This window comes from Gluconacetobacter azotocaptans, from assembly GCF_014174355.1.
Taxonomy (GTDB): Bacteria; Pseudomonadota; Alphaproteobacteria; order Acetobacterales; family Acetobacteraceae; genus Gluconacetobacter; species Gluconacetobacter azotocaptans.
On record NZ_JABEQF010000006.1, the window covers coordinates 1 to 24,270 of the forward strand.

At 66.4% G+C, this 24,270-nt stretch carries 27 protein-coding genes and 1 pseudogene; 19 read left to right on the top strand and 9 right to left on the bottom strand.

Annotation, left to right across the window (positions count from 1 at the left end; all coding sequences use genetic code 11):
- The 4 genes and pseudogenes from HLH34_RS09395 to HLH34_RS19380 form a co-directional block, all read left to right on the top strand.
- Nucleotides 1-366 (top strand): annotated as a pseudogene (locus HLH34_RS09395) (hypothetical protein); the annotation flags it as partial.
- Nucleotides 366-824, top strand: a complete 459-nt coding sequence (locus tag HLH34_RS09400) for a hypothetical protein (RefSeq protein ID WP_183119344.1) — start codon at nucleotides 366-368, stop codon at nucleotides 822-824. The pseudogene HLH34_RS09395 and the gene HLH34_RS09400, both read left to right, overlap by 1 nt.
- Complete coding sequence (locus HLH34_RS19375; RefSeq protein ID WP_244959807.1) at nucleotides 821-1,306, top strand: hypothetical protein; 486 nt, start codon at nucleotides 821-823, stop codon at nucleotides 1,304-1,306. Before HLH34_RS09400 ends, HLH34_RS19375 begins: the two co-directional genes overlap by 4 nt.
- A complete protein-coding gene (locus HLH34_RS19380) occupies nucleotides 1,207-1,737 on the top strand; it encodes a hypothetical protein (protein ID WP_244959808.1) in 531 nt (176 codons plus the stop codon). Before HLH34_RS19375 ends, HLH34_RS19380 begins: the two co-directional genes overlap by 100 nt.
- A gap of 53 nt (nucleotides 1,738-1,790) precedes the next feature.
- On the opposite strand, the gene HLH34_RS09410 is transcribed toward HLH34_RS19380, so the two are convergent.
- The 3 genes from HLH34_RS09410 to HLH34_RS19390 form a co-directional block, all read right to left on the bottom strand.
- Nucleotides 1,791-2,360 carry a manganese efflux pump MntP gene (locus tag HLH34_RS09410; protein ID WP_183119599.1) on the bottom strand — a complete coding sequence of 190 codons (570 nt, stop codon included), beginning with the start codon at nucleotides 2,358-2,360 and terminating at the stop codon, nucleotides 1,791-1,793.
- A 362-nt stretch (nucleotides 2,361-2,722) separates the two neighbouring features.
- Nucleotides 2,723-3,229, bottom strand: a complete 507-nt coding sequence (locus HLH34_RS19385) for a phosphatase PAP2 family protein (RefSeq protein WP_244959809.1) — start codon at nucleotides 3,227-3,229, stop codon at nucleotides 2,723-2,725.
- Nucleotides 3,226-3,531: a hypothetical protein gene (locus tag HLH34_RS19390; protein ID WP_244959810.1), complete on the bottom strand. Its 306-nt coding sequence runs from the start codon at nucleotides 3,529-3,531 to the stop codon at nucleotides 3,226-3,228. The genes HLH34_RS19385 and HLH34_RS19390 overlap by 4 nt, the downstream gene beginning before the upstream one ends.
- A gap of 191 nt (nucleotides 3,532-3,722) precedes the next feature.
- Between HLH34_RS19390 and HLH34_RS09420 the strand changes: the two genes are divergently transcribed.
- From HLH34_RS09420 to HLH34_RS09435, 4 genes are all read left to right on the top strand, one after another.
- Entirely contained in the window at nucleotides 3,723-4,067 is a 345-nt protein-coding gene (locus tag HLH34_RS09420; RefSeq protein WP_183119346.1) for a hypothetical protein, read from the top strand.
- On the top strand, nucleotides 4,064-4,537 hold the full coding sequence (locus tag HLH34_RS09425; protein WP_183119347.1) for a GNAT family N-acetyltransferase: 474 nt from the start codon (nucleotides 4,064-4,066) through the stop codon (nucleotides 4,535-4,537). Before HLH34_RS09420 ends, HLH34_RS09425 begins: the two co-directional genes overlap by 4 nt.
- Nucleotides 4,537-5,253 carry a hypothetical protein gene (locus HLH34_RS09430; RefSeq protein WP_220792112.1) on the top strand — a complete coding sequence of 239 codons (717 nt, stop codon included), beginning with the start codon at nucleotides 4,537-4,539 and terminating at the stop codon, nucleotides 5,251-5,253. The genes HLH34_RS09425 and HLH34_RS09430 overlap by 1 nt, the downstream gene beginning before the upstream one ends.
- 249 nt (nucleotides 5,254-5,502) lie before the next feature.
- A complete protein-coding gene (locus tag HLH34_RS09435) occupies nucleotides 5,503-6,147 on the top strand; it encodes a YkgJ family cysteine cluster protein (RefSeq protein WP_244959811.1) in 645 nt (214 codons plus the stop codon).
- Nucleotides 6,148-6,311: 164 nt separating this feature from the next.
- Here HLH34_RS09435 and HLH34_RS09440 read toward each other — a convergent pair whose 3' ends face one another.
- On the bottom strand, nucleotides 6,312-7,046 hold the full coding sequence (locus HLH34_RS09440; RefSeq protein ID WP_183119349.1) for a YfdX family protein: 735 nt from the start codon (nucleotides 7,044-7,046) through the stop codon (nucleotides 6,312-6,314).
- A gap of 277 nt (nucleotides 7,047-7,323) precedes the next feature.
- Here HLH34_RS09440 and HLH34_RS09445 point away from each other — a divergent pair, with 277 nt between their 5' ends.
- The 4 genes from HLH34_RS09445 to HLH34_RS09460 are packed head-to-tail and all read left to right on the top strand — an operon-like array spanning nucleotide 7,324 to nucleotide 9,939.
- Nucleotides 7,324-8,229 (top strand): phage tail protein, encoded by a 906-nt coding sequence (locus tag HLH34_RS09445; RefSeq protein WP_183119350.1) that lies wholly within the window; start codon nucleotides 7,324-7,326, stop codon nucleotides 8,227-8,229.
- On the top strand, nucleotides 8,226-8,720 hold the full coding sequence (locus HLH34_RS09450; protein ID WP_244959812.1) for a hypothetical protein: 495 nt from the start codon (nucleotides 8,226-8,228) through the stop codon (nucleotides 8,718-8,720). The genes HLH34_RS09445 and HLH34_RS09450 overlap by 4 nt, the downstream gene beginning before the upstream one ends.
- Nucleotides 8,720-9,199 (top strand): hypothetical protein, encoded by a 480-nt coding sequence (locus HLH34_RS09455; protein ID WP_183119351.1) that lies wholly within the window; start codon nucleotides 8,720-8,722, stop codon nucleotides 9,197-9,199. The genes HLH34_RS09450 and HLH34_RS09455 overlap by 1 nt, the downstream gene beginning before the upstream one ends.
- Before the next feature lie 11 nt (nucleotides 9,200-9,210).
- Nucleotides 9,211-9,939 (top strand): hypothetical protein, encoded by a 729-nt coding sequence (locus tag HLH34_RS09460; RefSeq protein ID WP_183119352.1) that lies wholly within the window; start codon nucleotides 9,211-9,213, stop codon nucleotides 9,937-9,939.
- 27 nt (nucleotides 9,940-9,966) lie between these two features.
- On the opposite strand, the gene HLH34_RS09465 is transcribed toward HLH34_RS09460, so the two are convergent.
- Nucleotides 9,967-10,287 (bottom strand): hypothetical protein, encoded by a 321-nt coding sequence (locus tag HLH34_RS09465; RefSeq protein WP_183119353.1) that lies wholly within the window; start codon nucleotides 10,285-10,287, stop codon nucleotides 9,967-9,969.
- Nucleotides 10,288-10,374: 87 nt separating this feature from the next.
- On the opposite strand from HLH34_RS09465, the gene HLH34_RS09470 reads away from it, so the two are divergent.
- Nucleotides 10,375-11,214, top strand: coding sequence for a hypothetical protein (locus HLH34_RS09470; protein WP_244959814.1), 840 nt, complete (start codon nucleotides 10,375-10,377; stop codon nucleotides 11,212-11,214).
- Nucleotides 11,215-11,319: 105 nt separating this feature from the next.
- Here HLH34_RS09470 and HLH34_RS09475 read toward each other — a convergent pair whose 3' ends face one another.
- Entirely contained in the window at nucleotides 11,320-12,066 is a 747-nt protein-coding gene (locus HLH34_RS09475; protein ID WP_183119354.1) for a glucose 1-dehydrogenase, read from the bottom strand.
- A 146-nt stretch (nucleotides 12,067-12,212) separates the two neighbouring features.
- Here HLH34_RS09475 and HLH34_RS09480 point away from each other — a divergent pair, with 146 nt between their 5' ends.
- From HLH34_RS09480 to HLH34_RS09490, 3 genes are all read left to right on the top strand, one after another.
- A complete protein-coding gene (locus HLH34_RS09480) occupies nucleotides 12,213-12,857 on the top strand; it encodes a TetR/AcrR family transcriptional regulator (protein WP_244959815.1) in 645 nt (214 codons plus the stop codon).
- A gap of 185 nt (nucleotides 12,858-13,042) precedes the next feature.
- Nucleotides 13,043-14,788: a glycoside hydrolase family 32 protein gene (locus tag HLH34_RS09485; RefSeq protein ID WP_183119603.1), complete on the top strand. Its 1,746-nt coding sequence runs from the start codon at nucleotides 13,043-13,045 to the stop codon at nucleotides 14,786-14,788.
- Between the two features lie 782 nt (nucleotides 14,789-15,570).
- Nucleotides 15,571-16,317 carry an EcsC family protein gene (locus HLH34_RS09490; protein ID WP_244959817.1) on the top strand — a complete coding sequence of 249 codons (747 nt, stop codon included), beginning with the start codon at nucleotides 15,571-15,573 and terminating at the stop codon, nucleotides 16,315-16,317.
- A 320-nt stretch (nucleotides 16,318-16,637) separates the two neighbouring features.
- Here the strand turns inward: HLH34_RS09490 and HLH34_RS09495 are convergent, their stop codons facing one another.
- On the bottom strand, nucleotides 16,638-17,711 hold the full coding sequence (locus HLH34_RS09495) for a ParA family protein (protein ID WP_183119355.1): 1,074 nt from the start codon (nucleotides 17,709-17,711) through the stop codon (nucleotides 16,638-16,640).
- 318 nt (nucleotides 17,712-18,029) lie between these two features.
- A complete protein-coding gene (locus HLH34_RS09500; RefSeq protein WP_183119356.1) occupies nucleotides 18,030-18,893 on the bottom strand; it encodes a LysR substrate-binding domain-containing protein in 864 nt (287 codons plus the stop codon).
- A gap of 75 nt (nucleotides 18,894-18,968) precedes the next feature.
- Between HLH34_RS09500 and pdxA the strand changes: the two genes are divergently transcribed.
- Genes pdxA through HLH34_RS09515 form a run of 3 tightly spaced genes read left to right on the top strand, consistent with a single transcriptional unit; the run spans nucleotide 18,969 to nucleotide 21,027 of the window.
- Nucleotides 18,969-19,973 carry a 4-hydroxythreonine-4-phosphate dehydrogenase PdxA gene (pdxA, locus tag HLH34_RS09505; protein WP_183119357.1) on the top strand — a complete coding sequence of 335 codons (1,005 nt, stop codon included), beginning with the start codon at nucleotides 18,969-18,971 and terminating at the stop codon, nucleotides 19,971-19,973.
- Nucleotides 19,970-20,650 (top strand): vWA domain-containing protein, encoded by a 681-nt coding sequence (locus tag HLH34_RS09510; protein WP_183119358.1) that lies wholly within the window; start codon nucleotides 19,970-19,972, stop codon nucleotides 20,648-20,650. The genes pdxA and HLH34_RS09510 overlap by 4 nt, the downstream gene beginning before the upstream one ends.
- Nucleotides 20,651-20,664: 14 nt before the next feature.
- Entirely contained in the window at nucleotides 20,665-21,027 is a 363-nt protein-coding gene (locus HLH34_RS09515; RefSeq protein ID WP_183119359.1) for a cupin domain-containing protein, read from the top strand.
- Between the two features lie 209 nt (nucleotides 21,028-21,236).
- Here HLH34_RS09515 and HLH34_RS09520 read toward each other — a convergent pair whose 3' ends face one another.
- The gene (locus tag HLH34_RS09520) at nucleotides 21,237-24,053 is read right to left on the bottom strand and encodes a bifunctional diguanylate cyclase/phosphodiesterase (RefSeq protein ID WP_183119360.1); all 2,817 of its coding nucleotides are present in this window, start codon (nucleotides 24,051-24,053) and stop codon (nucleotides 21,237-21,239) included.
- Between the last annotated feature and the right edge of the window lie 217 nt (nucleotides 24,054-24,270).

Genomic DNA, 24,270 nt, shown 5'->3' on the forward strand with positions numbered 1-24,270 from the left:
CGGAAGCTGGCGATGCTGGCCGCCGTGCCGCCGTCGCCCCCGCCGGCGCGGGCGGACCCGCCACCGCCGCCCGGTGGGCCGCGCGGTGTCGTGGTGCTGCATCATGGCGCGCGGGTGATCGACGGGTTCGGCCCGCCGGACGGGCGGGTCGTGGGGTGGGTGGGCGACGTCTACCTGCAACGCGACGGCGGCGCGGGCGGGGCGCTGTGGTCCAAGCCGTCGGGCGCCGGCACCGCGGACGGCTGGGCGGCCGGGGGCGGCGGCGACAACAGGGCGGGCGGCGTGCTGCCGCTGGTCAATGGCGACACATCCCCGATCGGCATCCTGTCCGATCCGACGGGGCAGACAATCGGGGTGCCGATCTGATGGGACACAGCACGCTGATCACCGATTATTTCGGCTATGGCGCCGCCGCCGCCCGGCCGGCGGCGCCGAATATTCCCGGCGGCTGCCTGGGGTTCTACTACGCCACCGATATCGGGCAGGTCTATGCCTGGGACGGGGCGTGGCAGGCCTGGGCGCCGTCCGGGCAGAGCTTCGCCGGCGGGCTGGGGGCGGCGGGCGCCACGCAGGGGGCGGCCACGGCGCTGGTGGCGAACGTCAGCCTGTTCACCACCGTGGCGGCCGGCGGCGGCGCCATCCTGACGGCGGGGGCGGTGGGCACCTGGCGGAAGGTGCTGAATCGCGGCGCGGCCGCGCTGCTGGTCTATCCGCCCCCGGGCGGGGGGATCGACGCGATGGCGGCGGATGCGCCGTTCACGATCCTGGCCGGCGGCGCCGCGACGTTCTGGCAGAACAGTGCAACGCAATGGTATTCCGAATGAAGACGATTTTGCTGACCCTGGTCGGCGCGCTGGCGCTGGCCGCCCCCGCCCGCGCGCAGGTCGCGGGGCCGGTGGGGCATGGCGAACTGCCGTCCTGCCCCGATGCCGGCGGCAACCATCTGAACTACGTGCCCGCGACGGGGGCGTTTTCCTGCGGCACGTCGGGCGGGGTGCCGGTGCTGGCGAACGGGACGGTGCTGGGCAATGTCAGCGGCGGTGCCGCCGTTGCCGCGGCCCTGACGCCGGCGCAGGTGACGGGGCTGATCCAGCCGTTTACCGCCGGCCTGCCGGGCGCGGTGCCGGCCATCGTGCAGAGCCAGGTGGTGGCGATGACCGGGGGGCGCTGGTCGTTCCGCTGCCGAACGCGCCGACGGCGGGGAACATGCTGCTGTTCGTGGGAACGAAGTGGAATATCTCGCCCTCGATCGTCGCGGGATGGACCACGCTGTGGTTCGACCCCACCGAGACCGCCGACGGGCTGATGGTGCTGTACCGTTTCGTGCTGCCCGGCGATACCGCGTCGATCCAGCTTTCGACCCAGCAGACCGGGTGGGTGGGGTGCCTGTTCGAACTTTCGGGGGTGGGGGCGGGAAATATCATATCGGTGCAGAAGGGGGCCGATTATGCCGGCGGCAGCACGCCGGTCGGCGCCAGCTCCGGCTTTCCCGACGACGGGACGCTGATGGTGGGAATGGCGTTGGCCGAGGGCGCCGCCGCGCAGCCGGCCGTCACCCTGACCGGCGCGACGCCGGGCCAGACGGCGTGGGCCACGGGGTCGGCCAATGGCGGGAACCGCTTCGTGACGTCGTTTACGGCCGGCCCGCTGCCCCGGGGCGGGACGACCATCGCCGCCGGCTTTTCGCCATCGGCCACGACCATCATCGGCACGGTGGCGATCAGCCCCGTGCGGTGAGGGGGCGATGGGCGGCCGACCCGATGCCGTCCCTCGGGTGCCGCGGCGTGCCGCTAGGCGGTGAGATGCTGGTACAGGATGGATGCGCCGACGACGATCAGCGCGACGCCGCCCAGTATTTCGGCATAGCGGCCGATATAGGCGCTGGCGTGCCGGCCCAGCATGACCCCGAGCGTGGCGACGACGGTCGTCACGCCGCCGATGACCAGGCAGGCGGTAACGATGTTGACCTGCATGACCGCAAGGCTGACGCCGACGGCGGTCGCATCGATGCTGGTGGCCAGGGCGGTCGCGGCCAGCCGGAGCGGCGTGTGGGTTTTGTCGGGCGAAGCATCCTGCGACGCTTCGTTCGTCATGGCGGCATGGATCATGTGAACGCCGACGCCCAGCAGAAGGAAGAACGCGATCCAGTGATCGACGGCGGCGATCCGGTTGCTGAGCGCCAGGCCGATGCTCCAGCCGATTGCCGGCGTTATGGCTTCGAAGACGCCGAACACGGCCCCGACGCGCAGCGCGTGGATCCATGCGCTGCGCCGGGTGGCGGCACCTTTGCCGACAGCCGCGGCAAACGCGTCCACGGACAGGCCGGCGCCAAGTGCGCCGAGCGTGATGACACCTGTCATTTCGAACATGTCCCAGGGCCGTCAACGAACGATGCAATCCACCTCCGGCCGCGAAGGAGGCGGGCATCGCTGGTCTTGCCGGGCAGGTCGAAACCTGCTGCCATCGCCACGGATTGCTCTGCCGAGCCTTCCGAGGATGTTGACGACGGCCCCGCGCGTGGCGGGTAGCTACTCCCCAAGAGCGAGGCTCTCATATCCGCAGACGGCCGGCGGCGCAACCGCGCAGGAAATCCATCTCGGCGCCGGTTTGAAAATGCGCGCTGGCGGCGATCCGACGCGCATTTTCTGCGTTCCGCTTCGGGGCTCGAAAACACACGCCGGGCGCTTCGCTGCGTTCCGCTCTCGCTCGCCAGCCCACATCTTCAAACAGGCTCTCGTTCCGTGAGATGTCGGGGCCGGGAAAGCCAGGCGAAGACGGCGAAGACGGCGGCGCCGGCGATCAGATCGACGGCGTAATGGCCACCGACCGGGATCGCCGAGAGAAGGACCGCGGCACACCAGACGCAGGCCGCCGCCAGCAGCGCGGCGGATTCCCATGCGGCGAACGGCGCCAGGAAGGCCATCACGGCGTGGAACGAGGGAAAGGTGACGACGCCCTGGAGGTGACGCACGTCGATCGTATCGGTCGATCGCGCGTGGTAGAGGCCGAAGACCTGCTGATGGTAACGGCCCGCGCCGGGCGGCAGCGACGCCAGGATCTTCTGCAGTGTCGCATAATTGATCATCGCGCCGATCGCGGGGATGAAGGCGGACACGACAATGCATGTCAGGGCCGACATGATGTAGATGAAGCAGAAGCGCCACAGTCGGGGCATCCGGTTCGCGCATCCCAGAAAAAGCGCCGACGCCAGCATGGATGGCACGGTCATGCCATAGACGACATCCAGCCGGCGATCGCGGCGAGGCGTAGCGGCGGCCGTGCCGCCGTATAGACGAGGTGTACCGCAAGAAGAATGCAGATCATGCCGGCCCCGCGCAGCAGGGGTGGCTCGATCAGCAGGCGGGTCCGCGTGGCGGCGAGCAGTGCCCCCGTGGCGGCCGTGGGGATGAGGCAGAAGCCGACAGCGGGATAGGTGCGGCAGAAATCCAGGAAACGGGGGACGATATCGGGCCCGTCCGTCGCCATGCCGTCGGAACGTGCCCCGGTGGCGTCGAGAAACGATCGTCGCACGGCTGGCCTCGTGATATTGACGCATCGTGACTATCACGCCGGAATGAAAAGGGCGAGGCGGCGTGGACATCGGGCCCGTTTTACGCGCTTGCGCGGCCATCCGCCGGTGGGGTACAAACGTCGCATCCGGGCACAGGCACCGCCCGCTCTCCGACGCCTCCACAGGGGGCGCGTATGCGATTGCAGGTGCCATGTCCGTTCAGCCGGTTTCCATCCTTCCCGCGCAGCCCGTCCCCGCGTCCACGACGGCGATCTATACTTCGCCCGGCGGGGTGTTGACGCGCATCGACGCGCTGGGCGTGTGCAATGTCGCGGCCGTTGCCGTCCAGGTCACGATCTGTCTGGTTCCGGCGGGGGCCGATGCGGGGCCTGCGAACGCCACGACGTTCAACCAGACCATCCTGCCCGGGCAGAGCTGGAACAGCCCGAACGAGATCGGCAAGGTGCTGGGGCCGGGGGATGCGATCGCGGCGGTGGCGACGGCGGGGGCCGCGCTGACGATTTCGGCCGGCGGGCTGCAGGTGACCACCTCGTGATCGTCTATCGGGTCGAACCCTGGTCGGCGGCGCTGGCGGACATGCGGCCGCTGTGGGCGGCGCATTTCCACGAGGTTGCGGCCGATCAGGCGCGTGTTCCGCTGGACATGGATCTGGCCGCCTATGCGGCGCTGGAGGCGGCGGGCGCGCTGCATGTCGTGACCATGCGCGACGGCGACCGGCTGGCGGGGTACCTGGTCGCGATGGTCTGGCCGCATCTGCATCATCGCAGCACGCTGCATGCGTTTTTCGATTTGTATTACGTCCGACCGGCCGACCGCAGATGGACCGCCGGCCTGCGGCTGTTCCGCGAGGCCGAGCGCACGCTGGCGGCGCGCGGGGTGCGGCGGCTGATCACCGGCACGAAGATCCATGCCGCGCCGTGCGGCCGGCCGCTGGATGTCGGGCGGATTTTCCAGCGATTGGGCTGGGTGGAAATGGAACGTCAATTCGGGAAGTGGATCGGCTGATGGTGACGGCAATCACGGGCGGGCTGGGCGCGCTGGGTTCGATCGCAAGTGGTCTCACGGGGGCGGACGCGGCATCGACCGCCGCCCGCCAGCGGGCGTCGGAGTTCAACGCGGCCAACCAGTTCCAGCAGGGGGTCTATGACCAGACCCGGCAGGATTTGTCGCCCTATGTCTCGGCGGGGACGAATGCGCTGTACAGCCTGGCCAGCCTGATGGGGCTGCCGGGTGGGTCTTCCGGCCAGGGGTCGGGCGCGCTGGATGCCTACAACCAGTTCACCCGGACGCCCTATTACCAGTTCCCGTTGCAGCAGGGCGAACAGGGGCTGGACCAGTCGGCCGCGGCGAAGGGGCTGGCGCTGTCGGGCGGCCAGATGAACGCCTTGCAGAAATACGCGCAGAATTACGCGGGGACGCAGTTCGGCAACTACATGAGCGGGCTGTCCGGCCTGGCGGGCATGGGCAGTTCGGCGGCCGGGACCGTCGGCAGCCAGGGCAACCAGGCGGCCGGCGACGTGCTGAACGCCCTGTCGGGGGCGGGGAATGCGACGGCGCAAGGCACGCTGGGCGCGACCGGCGCGTTGCAGGGCGGGCTGGGAAACGCGCTGGCGCTGCTGGCCGGCGGCGGGTCGTCCGGGGTGCTGGGGTCGCTGCTGGGCGCGGCGGGCGGGGACAGCAGCTACCAGAACCCGTTCGCCGGCATGGGCATGACGATGTAGGGCTGCAAACCCGTCGCGGATCGGGGGGCATTGCCTGTCATGGCCATGGCTTGTACACTGTTGCCCGGCCTCATTCGGCGTTTTATCTCCGGGACCCGGAAAATTCGGGTTGGTATCGGAATAAAATGGAAACGCCTTCCTCCGGCACATGTTCATCGGACGTGATGGAAAGACAGATCAGAATTGGTAATGGACAATCGCACTTCCGCCTCTCGCCCCGCCTCGCCGCTTGCGTACATGCGGGAAAAAATGACTCAGGCGGATGCGGCGTTCAGGCACGATCTGGCTGCCGCCACGGACGGGACCGACGTGAGCCGGCTGGCGCGTACCCTGCTGGCTCTTTGCGATGACGTGGCCGATGAACTGCTGCGGATCGGCCCGGTCAAGCCACTGGCCTGCCGCGCGGGATGCGATACCTGCTGCCGGAGCCTGATACAGGTCAATCCGGTTTTTGCCGTTCTGGCTGTTGCCGAGGCGCGCCGGACATTTTCGCGGGACCGGTTCCAGGCGCTGAAGGACCGGCTGGCGTCAGGCACGCCCTTCTGCCCGTTTCTGTTCGATGGCGTCTGTTCGATATATCACAGCCGCCCCATGGTCTGCCGCGGCTATTACAGCCTGGACCTGGACCTTTGCAAACAGGGCGATTACTGCGAAAAAAACCTTGGGTACCAGGGCGACGAGGCGCATGCGGCGCACCAGTTGATGATTTTTCTCTTTTCGCTGGAAAAACGCATCGAAGGCATCGAGGCCGACCTTGGCCTGGACCCGGGGCCGGTCTTTCTGGATGCGGCGGCGCGTGTGCTTCTGGAGACGCCGACCGCGCCCGACGCCTGGCTGTCGGGCGGGCGGATCTTTTCCGGAAATCACGACCGGGAAAAAATTCCCGCAACCTGACGGGCTCTTGCGCGGCGTGCCTCAGGGCTCTGCCCTGAAACCCGCCAAAGGGCCGAGCCCTTTGGAAACCCGGTCGTTTGATCCATGATCGGGGTCCAGGGCCTCAGGCTCCCCGATCCCGGATAACGGGTGGGTTCGGGCGAAGCCCGATCTTCCTTCGCGGCTTAAGAGGATTTCGGGCCCGTGGGAGCGAACACCATGTCGTCGGCGACGAAGCGGGCGGCGTTCTGGGCGTCCTGCAGGGCCTGGTCGGCGCCCGCCATGTCGGTGCCGCGCACCAGGTTCGAAGCCCGATAGACGTCCGCCGTCACGCTTTGCAGCGGTGCGACGATCATGACGAAATCGACGTCGACATCCGCGCCCTTCAGGGTCTGCGCCGCAGCGGCGGATTCGCCTTTCTTCATGTGCTGGCTGGCGGTTTTCGCGGCCTGGGCCTTGTCGGCGGGGGCGGTGGCCGGATCGGCCGAGACCACATATTCCGCATCGACCGGAATCCAGGTGACGGCCGGCGCGGTCGCTGCCGGGTCGGGGGCCTTGCCGTGCGTGCCCTGCGGCGCGTGGGCCGGCGGGGCCAGGGCGGCCTCGGCGCGGGTGAAGGCGTGATTGTCGGTTTGCGCACGGGCCAGGGCGGTGTTGGCGTCGGCCAGGAACGTGCCGGCCGCGCCCTTGTCGCCCTGCGCCAGGGCCTGGCGCGCCAGGTCGATATCGGCAAAGGCCCGCAGCCCGTCGCGCGACAATCTTCCGAAATCGTGCTCGATCGCGGTCTGGCCCGGTCGTGCGACGTGGGTCTGGGGCACGGTGGCCTGGGGGGCCGTCTGGGGGGCGGCCAGGGCGACGGCCGGGGTGGCGGCCAGGGCGGCGGCGAGAAGGGCGCGGGACAGGACGGAACGCTGTGGCATCGGATGACCTCGGCTGTTGGCGGGGCCAGCCTCCCCCCTTTCCGCCCGGGGGCAAAGACCCCTGCGCGCAGGGCGGAGTCCCCCCTCCTGCATGACGGGCGGGCCGGGAGCGGGGGAGATGCGACGGGAAAAGTCGCGACGGACTGCGTATATTTCCGGTATTTCATATTGCACGGTTGCCCGTTCGCCGTTTCCGCGGCTAGGATGCGGCATCAGGGCACAGGCACCGCCCGCTTATCCAGTCGCCCCCGCGCGGGGCGCGGTCGGGGTATGGTGCATGTCTGGTTCAGCCGCTCGTTTCATCTGGCCCAACAGTTTCAGCGTGGATGCCGCGGGCGTGCCGCGCGCGGGCGCACGGCTGTTTTTCTACCAGACCGGCACGACGACGCCGCAGGCGACCTATGCCGACGCGAGCCTGACCATCCCCAATCCCAACCCCGTCGTCGCGGACGAGGCCGGGCAGTTCGGCGCCATCTTCCTGGTCGGCTTTCCGGCCTATGCCGTGGTGCTGGACGATGCCGGCGGCAACCAGGTCTGGGCGATGGACCCGGTGGGCGCCGGCACGGGCGGCATGGGCGCGGTGCCGGTCGGGGCGGTGATGGATTTCGCCGGGGCCACCGCGCCGCCGGGGTGGGTGCTGTGCTACGGCCAGACTGTCAGCCGCACGACCTATGCCGCGCTGTTCGCCGTGCTGGGCACGGTTTTCGGCGCGGGCGACGGGGCGACGACGTTCGGCCTGCCGGACCTGCGCGGCCGGGCGACGTTCGGCGTCGACAACATGGGGGGGGCCGCGGCCAATCTGGTCACCTCCGCCGGGTCGGGGCTGAACGGGGTGCAGCTTGGCGCCGTGGGCGGCAGCCAGATGAGTGCATCGCACACGCACGGCGTCACGGATTCCGGACACACGCACGCCGTCACCGACCCCGGGCACGTCCATAGGCCGAACCACGGATCCGGCTTCGTCGTGCCGCAGGGATCGGGCGGCGAAATGGACGCGGTTTTCGCCGGGGGCGGCGACGTCGAGGAAAAGGCGACCGCGCAGACGGCATCGGGCACGACAGGGATCGCCCTCGCCAGCGCCGCCACCGGCCTGACCATCGACAGCGCCGGCAGCGGTACCGGCCAGAACATTCCGCCGGCGATGATGCTGAACCGGATCATCTATACCGGTGTGGGCGGATGAGCGCCGTCGCCCGGCCGCGGGATGACGATGCGCCCCGCCCCGCGATGCCCGAACCGGTGACGCCCCAACCGGCGATGCCCCAATCGGCGATGCTGGACCCCGTCGAGGCGTCCGAGGCGCTGCGCGACCACGGCCTGCGGATCGGCCGGCTGGAGGCCGGGCAGCAGGGGCTGATGGTCAAGCTGGCCGAGATCTCGGCCGAGGGGCGCACGCGCGGCGAACATCAGGACCGGCGCGCCGACCGCGATTCGCAGCAGACGCAGCAGGCCATCGCCGGGCTGCGGAGCGAGATGCGCGCGACCATCGCCGAGACGACGGCCCCGCTGAACGAGGCGCAGCGGACGCTGATCCGCCAGAGCGAGCAGATTGCCGGCGGCATCAAGGTGATTCGCAACATGGGCATCGGCATCGGCGGCGTCGTGTCGGCGCTGCTGGGGTTCCAGCCGTTCGTCGACTGGATCGGCCATGTGCTGCGGCTGGGGGGACGCTGATGTCCGGCATCGACCTGGCCCAACTGAAATGGCGCGTCGTCGCCCCCACGCTGGCGACACTGGGGCTGGGCGGGGATGCGGCGGTCAATCTGCTGACGGGCACGGCACTGGTCGAAAGCGGCGGGGTCTGGCTGGCGCAGCTTGGCGGCGGCCCGGCGCTGGGCGTGTGGCAGATGGAACCCGCGACCCATGACGATATCTGGCGCAGCTTCCTGTCCGACGACCGGTTCGGCGAGATCGAAACCCGCGTGCGGCGCATGACCGGTTCCGACCTGCCGCGTGTGCAGCAGCTTGTCGGCAACCTGCGCTACGCCTGCGCCATGGCGCGGCTGAAATACTACCGCGCGCCCGATGCGCTGCCGGCCGCGAATGATGCCGCCGGCCTGAGCGCGCTGCACAAGCGTGTCTACAACACCGTGCGCGGCGCGGCGGACCCCACCACCAACATCGCGGCGTTCCGGCGCGCGATTGCAGCATAAGGAGGTCCGCCATGGACCCGGCGACCCTTTTCCCCACGCTTCTGGCGATCGTGCCGGTGCGGTACCTGATCGACGTGGCCGCCGTGTGCGGCGTGTGCGCGGCCGTGATGCCGTGGCTGCCGGTGCCGGCCCGCGCGGCGTCGGCGTACGGGCGCGTCTATGCGCTGCTGAATATCGCGGCGCAGAATTTCCGCAATGTCACGAACCTGGCGCGGCCAGGGAAGGGTGGATCGGGGTCCTCGGGGACGCCGATGGCGGGCATGGCGCTGCTGGCGGGCCTGGGCCTGTCGCTGTCCGCCTGCACCACCGTCGGCGGCACGACCGCGATCGACACCGCCGAACTGAACGCCGATGCCGGCGCGATCGCGTTCGCGGCCGAGGCGATCGAGGCCATTCCGGGCCTGTCGTCGCATCTCAGCCCCGATCAGGTGGCGCGGGTCAATGCCGCGCTGGGCCGGATCAAGGACATCTCGGCGCAGATCGATGCGGCATCGGGGGGTGCGATCGACATCGACACCGGCAAGGGCTGGGCGTCGGCGCTGGCGTCGGAATTCCAGACGATCCTGACCATCGCGACGCCGATCGTGTCGGCCTTCGCGCCCGGGGTGGGGGCCTATATCCAGACGGCCGGGCAGATCATTCCGCTGCTGTTGCAGGCCGTGGGGCTGACGCCGGCAAGCGTGTCGGTGACGCCGGACACGCCGTCGGCGGTGCGGGCGGCGCTGTATCGCGGCGTGTAAGGGCGCCCGCCCGCCCCGTCGTCGCGGTCAGGAATGCGGCCCCTGTCCGGGCTTGGGCATCTGATCGGGCCGGGGCTTGTCCATGCCGGGCGGCTTCGGGTTTTCCTCGGCCGGTTTCAGGGCATGGGGTGTGGGATAGTTCTTGGACTTGGGCGCCTGGTCCTGATGTTTCCGGAGATAGGGGGCATTGTCGTAGTCCGTGGACGGCTTGTCCGACGGTTTGGGAAAATGCCCCTGTTCGGAATCCATCGAGGAGGGGGAAGGGTTTTTCTGCGCCCATCCGGCCGGCGGCATCAGGGCCGGCACGGCTGCGGCGCAGGCGAGCACGAGAATGGGGAGACGGCGCATGGCGGGACCTCCTGTCCGGTGATGTGCCAACGCCGGATGGCGGCAGGTGTTGGGGTCGTCGCGTCGACGTGAAGGGGACAGGCCACGATGGTTTCACGCACATGGGGGAAACTGGGCTGCCGTCCGGCGGAAACCCGGCCGGGGCAGCCGGGCCTGTCCGGCCTGGCGATGATGGCGCGCCGCGCGCCGGGCCGGCTGGCGCGGGCGGACATCGACCCCGCGCCGCTGATGCTGGGCAACGACGTGCTGGGCGACTGCACCTCGGCCGGCATCGGCAACCATATCCGCGCGACGGCGGCGCTGGCCGGGTATCAGGTGGCGGTGGGCACGGGGCAGGCCGAGGCGTTCTACGCGGCCTCGACCGGCTATGTGCCCGGTGACCCGGCGACCGACCGGGGCGGGGTGGAGGTGGACGTGCTGACCCACGCCGCGCGCGACGGCTACGCGCTGGCCGGCCAGACGCTGTTCCCCCTGTGGGGCAGCGCCGACCCCGACGACCTGAACGGCCTGCGCAACATCATGGCCGGGATGGGGGCGGCGTATCTGGGCGTGCGGCTGGCGCGCGCCGACCAGCAGGACGGCGTGTGGGACACCACCACGCCGGGCGACCAGACGCCGGGGTCGTGGGGCGGGCATTGCCTGCTGGCCTGGGCCTATGACGGCGTGGCGGAGGATGCGCTGGTCACGCTGCTGACCTGGGGCACGACGCAACGCTGCACCTGGCGCTGGCTGCGGTCGCGCCTGATGGAGGTGCACGGCCTGGCCTGGCGCCAACTGATGCCCGCCGGCGGAAGGGCACCGGGTGGCGAGGACTGGGACGCGCTGGTGGCGGCGAATGCGGATTATCTGGAAGGCGGGTTGCGCACAGGTCGGGCCCTGCCCGAACCCGGCAAGGGCCCTGGCCCTTGCATCCCGTTCGTTTCCTGAAGTGCGGGGCGTCCAAAGGACGGTGGGGGCACCGGTGGTGCGCCCGCGATCCTTAACGTCCCGGCCCCAGGCCCGGCGCCATCACGCCGGGCCCGTTCCCGCATTTCAGCGCAGACCGCCGGAGGCGATCAGCGTTTCGCCGGTCAGCCACCGGGCGTCATCGGAAGCCAGGAAAACCGCAAGCGGCGCGATGTCCTGCACCTGGCCCGTGCGGCCCAGCGGCGTCTGGGCCACGATGGCCTGTTCCATCTCCGAGCCGACGACGTGCGCGCTCTGGGTGCCTTCGGTTTCGACCAGGCCGGGATTGATGGCGTTCACCCGGATCTGCTTCGGCCCGAGTTCGCGCGCCAGCGACCCGGTGATGGCGTCGACCGCGCCCTTCGTGCCGGTATAGACCGCCGAGTTGGGCGGCGTGATGCGCGAGACGACCGAACTGATATTGATGATGCTGCCGCCCGCGCCCAGGTGGCTGACCGCCGCCTGGGTCGTCAGCAGCGTGCCCAGCACGTTGACGTTGAACTGCCGGTGGAAATGCTCCTCGGTGATCTCCTCGATCGAGGCGAATTCATAGACGCCGGAGTTATTGACCAGGATATCCAGCCGGCCGAACTGGTTGATCGCGGCATCGACGATGGCCTGGGCATCGGCCTTGCGCGAGACGTCGCCCTGAACCGCCACGGCCTGGCCGCCGGCATTCGTGATGGCCGTGACCACCGCATCGGCCCCCGATCTGCTGGAGGCGTAATTGACGACGACCGCGGCACCTTCCGCCGCCAGCGCCTTGGCGATTCCCGCGCCGATGCCCTTGGAGGCGCCGGTGACGATCGCGACTTTTCCGGAAAGCTTGCTCATTGGTAATGTCCCTGTCTGCTCGGGCTGAGAGCGAAGCGCGGCCCTGGCGCCCGGGTTGCGGAAACGGATGACTTAAAATTTGGAGCGGCCGCTCCAACATGCGACATATGAGGGGCGTGATTTCGCGTTCAAGGATTTATGGAGCGATGACACCAAAAAAAATCGACGGTGAGCGGCGAGGCCGGGGCCGACCGCCATCCTTCGACCGGGGGCAGGCCCTGCGCGCGGCCATGCGCCTGTTCTGGGACCGGGGGTATGACGGAACCAGCTTCGACGACCTGATCGCGGCCATGGGGATCAGTGCGTCGAGCTTCTACAATGCGTTCGGCAGCAAGGAGGCTTTGTACCAGGAGGCGATCGACGCCTACATCAAGGTCGCCGGAGGGTGGTTTTCTGCCGCCCTGAACGAAGAGACCGACACGCGGACCACCTTCGGGCATCTGACGGCCGCGGCGGCGGCCGAGTTCACGCGCGACGACCTGCCGGCGGGGTGCATGATCGCGGTCGCGGCCACCCAGTGTGCGCCGACCCAGGCACGCCTGCGCGATCTTCTGGCCAGCCAACGCACCCAGTCCGAGGACGCGATGGTGGACCGCCTGCGTCGCGGCATGGCGGCGGGCGACCTGCCTGCCGATACCGATATCGAAGCGCTGGCGGCGTTCTATGGTTCGCTGTTGCGCGGCATGGCGGTGCAGGCCCGCGACGGCGCGTCGCGGGAGAGATTGCTGGAAATCGCGCGGATCGGGATGCAGGCATGGCCTGCAGCGCAGCCGCATCCGCGCGATTCCTGAGAGGGGGCCTCATGAGAGGGGGCCGACGGTTTTGACCGGAGGCGGACTTGCGGGGATGGCGTGTCCGCAAGCGCCCACCGCCCCGCCTGGACGGCAAGCCCACCGCGCCGGCATCAAGCATGGCCGGAGCGTCCGCTGCGGCGACTGACTGGCCCGACCCGCCGGAGCTTTCTACACTGGACGACATGACGGACGACCGATTCCCCCGCCTGAGCCGCCGCGGCGCGCTTTCCTCGCTCATGGCCCTGGGCGCCGCCGGAATGGGCAGCGGCGCGCGCGCCGACACGTCTGCGCCATCGGTCCCCGCCGCGCCCACGCCGCCCCAGGCGCCGGACCGGCTGCGCAAGGCCGAACCCAATGCCTCGCACCCCTCGCCTGCCGACCAGCCGGGCGTCGTCTCGCGTCCGGTCGTGAAGACGCAAAGCGATATCTTCTACCGCCCGACGATCCATTTCTCGCCGACCAGCGGCTTCATGAACGATCCCAACGGCCTGATCTTCGACGGCACGCGCTATCATCTGTATTACCAGTACGATCCGTTCGCCCCCTATGCGGGGCGCGTGCATTGGGGCCATGCGACCAGCACCGACATGCTGCACTGGCAGGACCAGCCCATCGCCATTCCCGAAACGAAGGACGGCGAGGCCTATACCGGCTGCGCGGTCATGGACACGACGAATGCCTCGGGCCTGTTCGACCCCGGCCCGGACGGCAAGATCCAGGATGGCAGGACCGGGGGCGGCATGGTCGCGATCTATACCCGCGCCACCCCGCAAAGGCAGGCGCAGTACCTCGCCACCAGCCGCGACAACGGCCAGACCTTCACCGAATACGCCCATAATCCGATCCTGGATATCGGCAGCAATTCCTTTCGCGACCCGCAGGTGCTGTTTCATAAACCCACGAACCAGTGGGTCATGGTCATCGCCAAATCACGCCTGCACCAGATCGCATTCTACGCCTCCATCGACCTGATCCATTGGGTGCATCTCAGCGATTTCGGCCCTTCCGGCCTGTTCGGCGTCGATTACGAATGTCCGAACCTGATCGAAATCCCGCTGGAGGGCGGCGGCACGCGGTGGGTGCTGTTCGTTTCGGTCAATCCGGGCGGCCCGACCGGCGGCAGCATCACCCAGTATTTCGTGGGCACGTTCGACGGCACGCGCTTCAGTCCGGACGACACGGTGATCGGCCTGACCGACTTCGCCAAGGACGCCTACGCCCTGCAGGTCTATAGCGGCATGACGGACGGCCAGGCGGTGTCGATCGCGTGGTTCGGCAACTGGCAATATTGCCAGGAACTGCCGACGCAAAGCTGGCGCGGCACGATGACCCTGCCCCGGACGATGACCCTGCGGCGCGATTTCGCCGGCTGGATCCGCCTGGCGCAGAACCCGCGCGGGCTGGAGGCCCTGCGCGGCCCGGCCATTCCCTTCCCGGCCACGCGCCTGGCCGCCGGGTCCAGCACCCAGGTCTCGCTGCCGCCCGGCACGGCGCTGGACCTGGCGATAAGCGTCACCGTCGACGAACGTCCGCACGGCCTGCCGCTGGGCGACAAGGGACGCACCGGCCGCTTCGTCATCGTCTTCGGCAACGAGCAGGGCGAATCCCTCACCATCGGGTTCGACGCGTTTTCCGGCCAGCTCTGGCTCGACCGCAACGACCTCAGGGGCTTCGAACAGCCGTTCTTCACCGGCGAGTTCTCGACCGTGCTGAACCCGGACGACCGGCATTTCGAGGTCCGGATCGTGCTGGATGCCTGCACGCTGGAAATCTTCGCCAATGGCGGCCTGTCGGTCGGCACGGCCCTGATCTACCCTGTCGCCCCGCTCGATTTCCTGCGCCTGGAAGCCAGCGGCGCCGCCGCCACGGTCGAAAAACTCGCCCTCTATCCGCTGCAAAAGGCGATGGACCGCGAAACGGCGGTGTAAGTGTCTGATCGGACGGGCGCGCATCGTCAGAGGGTAGGAAGAAGATCGGTTTTCCGGAAATCCCGCTCTTTGAACAGAAGAGGGACCTGCCGGTCCTTCGGCGGGGTAACGACCCTTGCCGAACCGGATGAAGGCCTCCCGCGCCTGACCCGGGTCAGGCGGACCAGGCGATTTCGGGGACGGACCGGCCTTGGTCCTTGAGATACGTCAGGCGCCCACAGGCGCATGATGTCGCGCGTCGTCTCGGGGCCTTCCGGCACGTGCCGCCGATCGGCGCAGGCGGTATGCGCGCCATGGTGCCTTTGTGCTTACGGCACATCAGGACACGTTCGCCTGACGCGATGATCGGCGGCAGAAGACGCACCGATGCCGATGCCTCCGGCGATCGGCAGCGTAGTCACTCTCGCATACCGGTCGGGTCGGCGCATCGTGGGCTCCGGGCTTCGGGCTCCGGACTGCTGGTTGCGGTGTTGTGGCGTCTGTCTTCACACGCGAGCAGCGCTAAAAGCGGACATTCTGCTTTCCCGCCATTGCTGCCTGTCGGCTCTCGCCTCATGTGGGACATACAAGCACTGCATGAACGCACGCAAAGCAGACATGAGTATTTCGTTAATTTTCGGTACATTCACCCTACCATCCTCCTGAAAGCGGGATTACGCGTAGAAATTACGCTGTCGGGTATCAGATGCCCTCGGCAACGGCATTCAATTGTTATGTTCGAGCCAAAAAGATAGGCAGTCTCTGCGTTGCACCTTATTACAAGCCTAGCAAGAAGCATTTCGATGGACTATGTTTCATTGTATTTCATGAACTGGAGATTAGACTTGAACGACGCGCCTTCCCGAGATCAGGGGTCCTTGCTTCTGACTGCTGTCCAAGCGGTTGCAATCAGTCCAGAAAAAGCCAAAAAAATTGTGGCTCAATACCAGAAGGCTGCACACAAGACGAACCCAAAGGCGAGTGAAACGGAGATCGAAGAAATCATCTCCAATAAGATCGTCGACAAATATTCCAAGTATGCTTCGCTCAGCGGTGGCGTAGCCGCGCTACCTGGTATTGTCCCCGGCGTTGGGACGGTCGCAGCTATGGTTGGGGGGGGAATGGCAGACACAACAGCTTGCATGAAGATACAGATCGACATGACGATGCTGTTGGCAACAAACTTTGGTTACGACCTGAACGACCATGACGCCATGTACATGACTACGCTTATTGCTGTCAGCGGCGGGTTAGAGAAAATGGGAGTAGGCATCGGTGTTCCGATAGCGTCGAAAGCTGGCGTCAAGATGCTTAAGCAATATCTAAAAGGTGCGACGCTTACGATTGTAAAGGAATTATTCAAGCGCTTTGGTCTTACTTTTACTCGTAAAGCACTTGAAAAAAGCATACCTTTCGGCGTCGGAGTTGTCGCTGGTTCGGGCCTCAACTACGCCCTTACACAATATGTCGGTCATCAAGCGATAAAATGCTTCACCATTGAACGACAGATGGAAGAAGAGGCTGATAATAACGGCAAAGTGGATAGCTAAAGAGTAGAGTTTATTATGGCACGGTCAAGAGGTATTCTCTGCTTCTGATGCCCCCGCCATTAACGCTGATTTTTTTATTTTCCGTCTGCCACCGCCTGTCTTCTTATCGAAGACGAAGAAGACAGGCGGCTTTCGCCTTTATGTCGATCGTCCGGTCGATGTGCGCAGCGTTCCAACAGAGGACGTGGGTCTAAGGCACCCTCCCTAGTGGAGGGCCATAACTACTCACGGGGCTTTTGGGGCAACAATAACTGGAAAGTGCCCCCAGCGTCGCTTGATCCCGTTGCCGGCGAGACCAAGCGACCAAATTATGCCAAGGGTTAAAGTTTTGATACAAAATCCTCAAGGTGATCCAACGACTCTTTGTAATTAGCCTTTGGAATATTCACTTCGGTGCCGTCTGGCATCGTATATTTAGTCTTCTTAGGTAGTTTGTGTAATGGGATGCCAAGGCTCGACGATACTTTTCCCGAGGTATGAAAATCCTTCACGTTTGACATAAATATATCTTCCCACTCCTTATTGCTTGTCGGAATGCTTGAGAGATGTGCAAAAACAGACGGATCGGCTTGATATTGTTGCCACGCGAAGCGAGATATTTCGTTCTTGATCGACGCATACGCATTAGCCACGCCCATATTGGCTGTAAAGTTGTTGAAGGGTAGCTCGAATATTTTTGGCAAAGGCAAATTGAAGTTTTGAATCTGCTTGTTGAAGGTCAATACCTTGTCTGCATAGTTCTTGGCGGCTGACGACGGGTATTTCCCGTAGAGCAGCATCATAATGCCTTTTATCCCTTCCAGTGAGCTATAATCCGCCATCACGGGTATAACGATATGGTCCGATGAGACTAGCGCCATTTGAGTGTAAACCGAAAAACTTGGGTTACAGTCAATAAAGACGGTCATCTCCTCAAAGTCGGTCCTCGCCAGTTCAGCCTCGCACAGTCGCCGGATAGCGGTGACGTACTCCGCCCAAGCATTGATGTTGCCAGGGTTCATCGTCGCAAAATTGAGTGCCAGAGATAGGGACTCAAGAAAGGAATCACCAGCTATTAAGAAAAGATTAGCGGCGATTTCCTTGTTATGCCTTGAAACGTGCGTCATGTAGCTGGACGGAATGCTCGTGAAGCCTGAGTTGCCGCTCAACACCCAGTCCATGAATCCCACAATGTTTCTACGCGTGGCCTGCGACTGGAGTCGTTGGTTCTCAGCATATCCCTTCTTTCCACCGCCTAAGAAGAACTGCGAGATGTTGGCTTGAGGACAGAGATCAATCACCAATATTAGCTTGTCTGGGTTCTGCTCAGCATATAGGCAAGCCGCATTCTGGCACAGAGTAGTTTTGCCCACTCCGCCCTTGTTATTGTAAAAGGCGTATATTGCGGTCGACATCGTCCATCCCACGTTCTGAAGGCTGATAGCATGGCGAACTGGGGCTGCGGTCGCAACCCCGCGATCTTCGGCTGTCCCTTTTTTATCAAGGGCCGACCGTCAGCGTTATCCGTTGCTGCGCCACGATGGAAACCAAAACAAATGGCGGGCTTCGGGAGCGGGAGATAAGTTGACGATCGACACAAAAGTGACCGCATAATAGGCATGAACGCCGGTAGCACGAATGACGGCTTTTCTAACCGCTACAATCAGAAGCCGACATCCCGCTCTCCCCGCAGACCAGACGTTCGGATGCAACGAGGCTACGTCTGCCAAGAGTTATCCCGCTTGTTGCGCGATCCATTTTTCCAGGGCCCTGAGATTGTCCGTCATTTCCATCCCTCTGGGCCTGATCAATCCGTAGGATGTCCCGTCCGCATCGAAGCCGACCGGTGCCAGAAGCCGTCCGTTCCTTACCTCGTCCGCCGCGATGATCCGGGGCGACAGGGCGACGCCCAGGCCGCCGGCGGCTGCTTCCAGCATCATGAAATGATGGTCGAACAGGCGCGTATCGCGGGGCGCCGGAATGTCGGGCCGGGAGGCCAGCCAGTTCCTCCATGCCTCGGGCCGGGTCCGCGATCCCAGCGCCAGATAGTCCCCGGCCCTGAACCGCTCCGCCATGTCAGGCCGCATCACCGGTCCGACCGCCTCCGGCACGAGCGTGGTGACGGTCCAGTCCGGATCGAGCGGAAAGTCGAGGCGCCGGATTGCCAGCGTGATGCGTTCCCGCGCGAAATCCAGCGCCCCGCCGCCGGTCGAGAGATGCACGTCGATGCCGGGATGGCGGTCCTGGAAGTCTGACAGTCGCGGGATCAGCCAGCGCATGGCCAGCGATCGCTCGCAGGACAGTACGATCGGCGGCGCGGCGGCGGACGACCTGATCTCGGCCAGAGCCGCCGCGATCCCGTTCAGCGCATCGCTTGCCGCGCGGGCAAGACGCGCGCCGTCCCGGGTCGGCCGCACGCCGCGCCCGTCCGGTTCCAGCAATGTCAGGTTCAATTCGGCGGCCAGCTTGGACGCCCGGCGGCTGACCGCGCCGTGCGTCAGGGCCAGTTCCGTGGCGGCCGCCCGCACCGAGCCCAGGCGGACCACCGCCGCGAAGGCGCGCAAATCGTCGAGCGACGGAATGTCGGATCGCTTCATTGGTCAGTTTTTATCACCGGAATGGGTCAGTTCATATCGATTTTCACTCGGCACCGTTCCGTTATTCTCACCATCATGAGCGAAGCGTCCTCCTGCCACACCCTGCCGCTGGCCGTCACGATGGGCGACCCCGCCGGGATCGGGCCGGAGATCGTGGCCCGGATGTTCCTGCGGCGGCCGGCGCAACGGCGCTGGATTGTCGTCGGTGATGCGCTGGTGATGGGCCATGCCCTGGCCGCGCGCGATCCGGTGGCGCGGGTGCGCCGGATCGCGACGCCGGCCGAAGCCCGGTTCGATGACGGGGTGCTGAATGTGCTGGCGTCATCGGAATGCGTGGCCCTGCCGCCCGTGGGCCGGGTCAGCGCCGAAAGTGGCCGCGCCGCCTATGCGGCAATCCTCACCGCCATCCGGTTGGCCAGGGGTGGCGCGATCCGGGGCATGGTCACCGCGCCGATCCACAAGGAAGCGCTCGCCGCTGCCGGACTGCATTATCCGGGCCATACGGAAATCCTCGCCGAACAGGCCGGCGGCGTGGATGTCGCCATGATGCTGGCGAATGAGGATATCCACGTCGTGCTGGTGACCATCCATTGTTCGCTCAGGGACGCAATCCGGCGCGCCGATCATCCCGCGCAGATGGTGGCGATCCGCCTGGCCCACGCGGGGGCGCGGGCGCTGGGCATCGAACGCCCGCGCGTCGCCGTGGCGGGCCTCAATCCCCATGCCGGGGAAGGCGGACTGTTCGGCGACGAGGAAGCCCGCATCATCGTGCCCGCCATCGCACAGGCGCGGAGCGAGGGCATCGATGCGTCCGGCCCCTGGCCCGGCGATACGGTATTCATGCAGGCGCGGCAGAAGCGCTTCGATGTCGTCGTCGCGCAATACCACGACCAGGGGCTGATTCCGTTGAAATATATGGGCCTGGCGCAGGGCGTGAACATCACGCTGGGCCTGCCCTTCGTGCGCACCAGTCCCGACCACGGCACGGCCTTCGATATCGCGGGATATGGCGTCGCCGATTCGTCGAGCCTGGAGACGGCATTCGATTACGCCCTTCGCCTCACCGGAGCCGCTGCATGATCCGACCCGATTTCATCTTCATGCTGACCCGCCATGACCGGACGGTGGAGAATGCGGCCGATCTGGTCGAAACCGCCCGTGCCGCGGGCGTCCGCCATATCGGGTTCAAGGATATCGGCCTGCCGTTTGCGGCACTCCAGACGCTGGCAGGCGCCATCCGGCAGGCAGGGGCACAGACATATCTCGAAGTCGTCTCGCTCGATCGCGAGAGCGAGCTTCGCTCCGTGCAGGCCGGGATCGATCTGGGCGTCGATTATCTGCTGGGCGGCACCCATGTCGACGATGCGCTGCGGCTGCTGGAAGGTACTGCGATCCGCTATTACCCCTTTCCCGGCCGGATCAGCGGACATCCCAGCATTCTCGAAGGGACCGAAGTCGAGATCGTGCGGAGCGCCGTCGATCTCGTCTCCCGGCCGGGGGTGCACGGGCTGGATCTGCTGGCCTATCGGTTCGCGGGAGACGTGCCGACTCTGATGCGACGGGTCTGCGCCGCCGTGGCGGACAAGCCCGTCATTGTCGCGGGGTCGCTCGATCGGGCGGAGCGGATCCGGGCCGCCGCGTCGGCAGGTGCCGCCGGTTTTACGGTCGGCACGGCGGTTCTCGACGGCGCGTTTCCGGCCCCGCCTGATCTGTCGCGGCAGATCGCCTGCGTCCAGACTGTCCTGCGTCGGTTCTGATGGAGAAGAAGCCAATGGAAAAAGTAAATCTGTCGCAGGCGTTTGCGACATTTTCCGATTACTGGAGTCCCCGTGTGGCCGGCGACATCAACACGTCCCAGATCAAGCTGGCGAAATTCAAGGGGTCGTTCGACTGGCACCACCATGAACATGAGGACGAACTGTTCCTGGTCGTCTCCGGGACATTGCGCATGCACTTCCGGGAGAGGGACGTCGACATCGAAGCCGGCGAATTCATCATCGTGCCGCACGGCGTGGAGCATTGTCCCGAGGCCCTGGGCGACGAATGCCATGTCGTCCTGCTGGAGCCGAACACGACCCTCAATACGGGCAATGTGACCAACGACCGTACCGTGCATACGCCTTCCCGGATATAGCCGGGAAAGGGGGCAGTGGTGTCCGGCGATACATTGACAAGCGTGGCGCATCGCCTCGTCGCGCATGTCCGATGCTGTAGCCCGCAGTGCAGGGCGAGCGCCTGAACCGGACAGGCGCTCACCCGCCGACCCGGATCGTGCCTGAACGACCGGGTTTCCAAAGGACGCGGCCCTTTGGCGCGCCCTGACGCTTGCCGCCGGCCGGTTGTTCAGGCGTCGGCGGGTGCCGTCACCACGTCCGGGGCGAGGGGGCCGGGGCGGCCCAGGAAATAGCCCTGGGCTTCGGTGCAGCCTTCGACGTTCAGGATGTCGAGCTGGAAGCGTGTTTCCACGCCTTCGGCCAGCACGGGGATGTTCAGGCTGCGGCCCAGGGCGAGGATGGCGCGCAGGATGGCCTTGGATTCCGGCGAGTGCTCGATTTCGTTCATGAAGCTGCGGTCGAGCTTGATCTTGTCGAACGGGAAGGTCCGCAGCGTTTCGAGCGAGGAGTAGCCCACCCCGAAATCGTCGATCGCGATCGACACGCCCATGGCCTTGATCCGCCGCAGGGTGCGCAGCGAGCGCACCTTGTCCACGACGATCGAGGTTTCGGTCATCTCCAGTTCCAGCCGGTGCGGCTCTAGGCCCGTTTCGGTCAGGATGTTGCCCACCAGGTCGGCCAGGCCGTCGTCGCCCAGCTGCACCGCCGACAGGTTGACGGCGATCTTGTAGGGGTGCGGCCAGCCGGCCGCCGTGCGGCAGGCCGCGCGCAGCACCCATTCGCCGATGGGAAGGATGGCGCCGCATTCCTCGGCCAGGGGGATGAAATCCATCGGCGGGACCATGCCCCATTCGGGGTGGCGCCAGCGCAGCAGGACCTCGAATCCGCTGATGTCGCCGTTCGAGACCTTTTTCTGCACCTGGAAATTCAGATGGAACTGCTCGCGGTCCAGCGCCTCCCACAAGGCGGCGGCCAGGCTGCGGCGGCTGCGCGCGGCCTCGTCCATTTCGGCCTGGTAGAAGCAGATCCTCTCGCGCAGGGCCGCCTTGGCCCGGTACATCGCAAGGTCGGCATTGACCATCAGCGCATCGACCGTGTCGGCGTCCTGCGGAAACAGCGACACGCCGAAGCTGGCGTCGGGGCGCAGTTCGAAACCGTCCAGCACGATGGGCTGCGACAGGCAGGCCTCCAGCCGCCCGATGAAGGCGTCCAGTTCGGCGATGTCGTAAAACCGCTTGGCCGCCGCGAATTCGTCGCCGCCCAGGCGCGCCACCAGTTCGTCTTCCGCCTTGGTTTCGCGGATGCGCTCGGCCAGGACCTTCAGCACCTGGTCGCCCGCCGCGTGGCCGTGCTGGTCGTTGATGGCCTTGAACTTGTCCAGGTCGATGCAGATCACCGCCAGGCGCTGCCCGACCCGTTCGGCCAGCATCAGGTCGCGCCGCAGCATGTCGTTGAACTGCGCCCGGTTGGCCAGGCCCGTCAGCCCGTCGTGATGGGCCAGATAGGCGATGCGCGCCTCGGCCTCCAGCCGCTGGGTGATGTCCTCGTAGGTTTCGACCCACCCGCCGTCGGCCGTCGTGCATACCGCCACCTGCACCGCCCGCTCGTCGCGCAGGCGCAGCAGGAACTGCCCGTCCTGCCCCTGCCGGATCACGGCCATCTGCAGGTCGCACGCCTCGTCCACGCGCCGCCGCAGCGCCTCGCCGGTCAACCCCAGCGTCGCATAGACGCAGGTCAGGAACGCGCGATATTCCATGCCGGGCCGGATGTCCTGCACGGCGAGGCCGAACAGTTCGGCACAGCGTCCGTTCGCCAGGATCAGCCGCCCGTCCGCCCCGAACAGGCACAGGCCCTGCGACATGTTTTCCAGCGCGACATCCAGGTTGCGCGTGATCCGGGCGATGCGGTCGCCGTCCTCCTTCTGCTTGGTGCGGTCGCGGGTGACATGGGCGAAGCCGATCAGCCCGTCCTCGGCGTCCCGCAGCGGCTCGATCGTGGCCGAGGCCCAGAAGGGCGTGCCGTCCTTGCGATAGTGCCAGGCTTCCCGCACCACGGTGCCCATGGCGGCCTCGGCCAGCACGCGCTGGGGTTCGCCGGCCTGGCGCTCGGGCTCGGAATAATGTTCGCCGAAATACCGTCCCAGCGCCTCGGCGGACGTATAGCCCTTCAGGCGTTCGGCGCCGGCATTCCAGGTGCTGATGTGCCCCTGCGGGTCGAGCATGTAGATTGCATGGTCCCGCACGCCTTCGACCAGCAGGCGGAACGCCAGGTCGCTCTTGTGGACCGCCCGCTCGGCGCGCAGGGCGAAGAAGGCCGCGGCCAGCCCGATGGAGATCAGCGCGACGGCCACGATGCCGATCAGCGCGATCAGCACGGCCGACGACAGCGCCGGCCCCTGCATCCGCCAGGCCGCCGTCGCCATGGAGACATGCCGCATCGTCACGGCGGCCATGGCGGTGAAATGCAGGCCGGCGATGGACAGCGCCAGCAATGCGGCCGGGACCAGGCGGCGCAACGGCGTGCCGCCGTGCCGCCGCGCCGACAGAAAGGCCGCGAGGGACAGCGCGATGCCGATTGCCACCGACAGGGCCGCCAGGCCGCCGTTCCAGAGCATATGCCCCGGCATCCGCACCGCCGACATGCCGATGAAATGCATGGCGGCGACACCCAGCCCGAAAATGACCGCCGCACCCACGCTGGCCGCCCGCCGCGCGGGCCGCGCGATGCCGTGGCCCGCGGCCAGGCCGATGGCGACGGCGGTCGCCAGGATCGCGATCAGCAGCGACAGCACGGTCGGCGCGGGCCGGAACCACAGCGCGATGCCCGGCCGATAGGCCAGCATGGCGATGAAGTGGGTGGCCCAGATGCCGAACCCTCCGGCAGCGCCCGCCCCCCCGATCCAGAGCCTCCGGTCGCCCTCCGCGCCGTGCCGCGCGCGGTCCAGCAGGGTCATGGTTCCGTAGCTGCTGAGCAGGCAGAGCAGAACCGACAGACCCGTTCCAACCAGGTCATGTTTCAGGACGACATACCCCAGGATCCCAGTCATCCGATGTTCCACGCCTCGCCGCTTCGCCGCATCCTGCCACGCCGGCCGGAATGAAGGCCCTTTCACATTCCCGGGAGCACCGGGGGGAAATATGTTCTTTTAGGATACTGACCGGTGGGTCAAGGTCGGCCCGCGCGGATCGCCTCTGCGTGGCGGGTCGAGGCGGTTCAGGGCACGCCGCGGGATGGGCACGAAGGCAGGGGCGTTGCCCTTGACC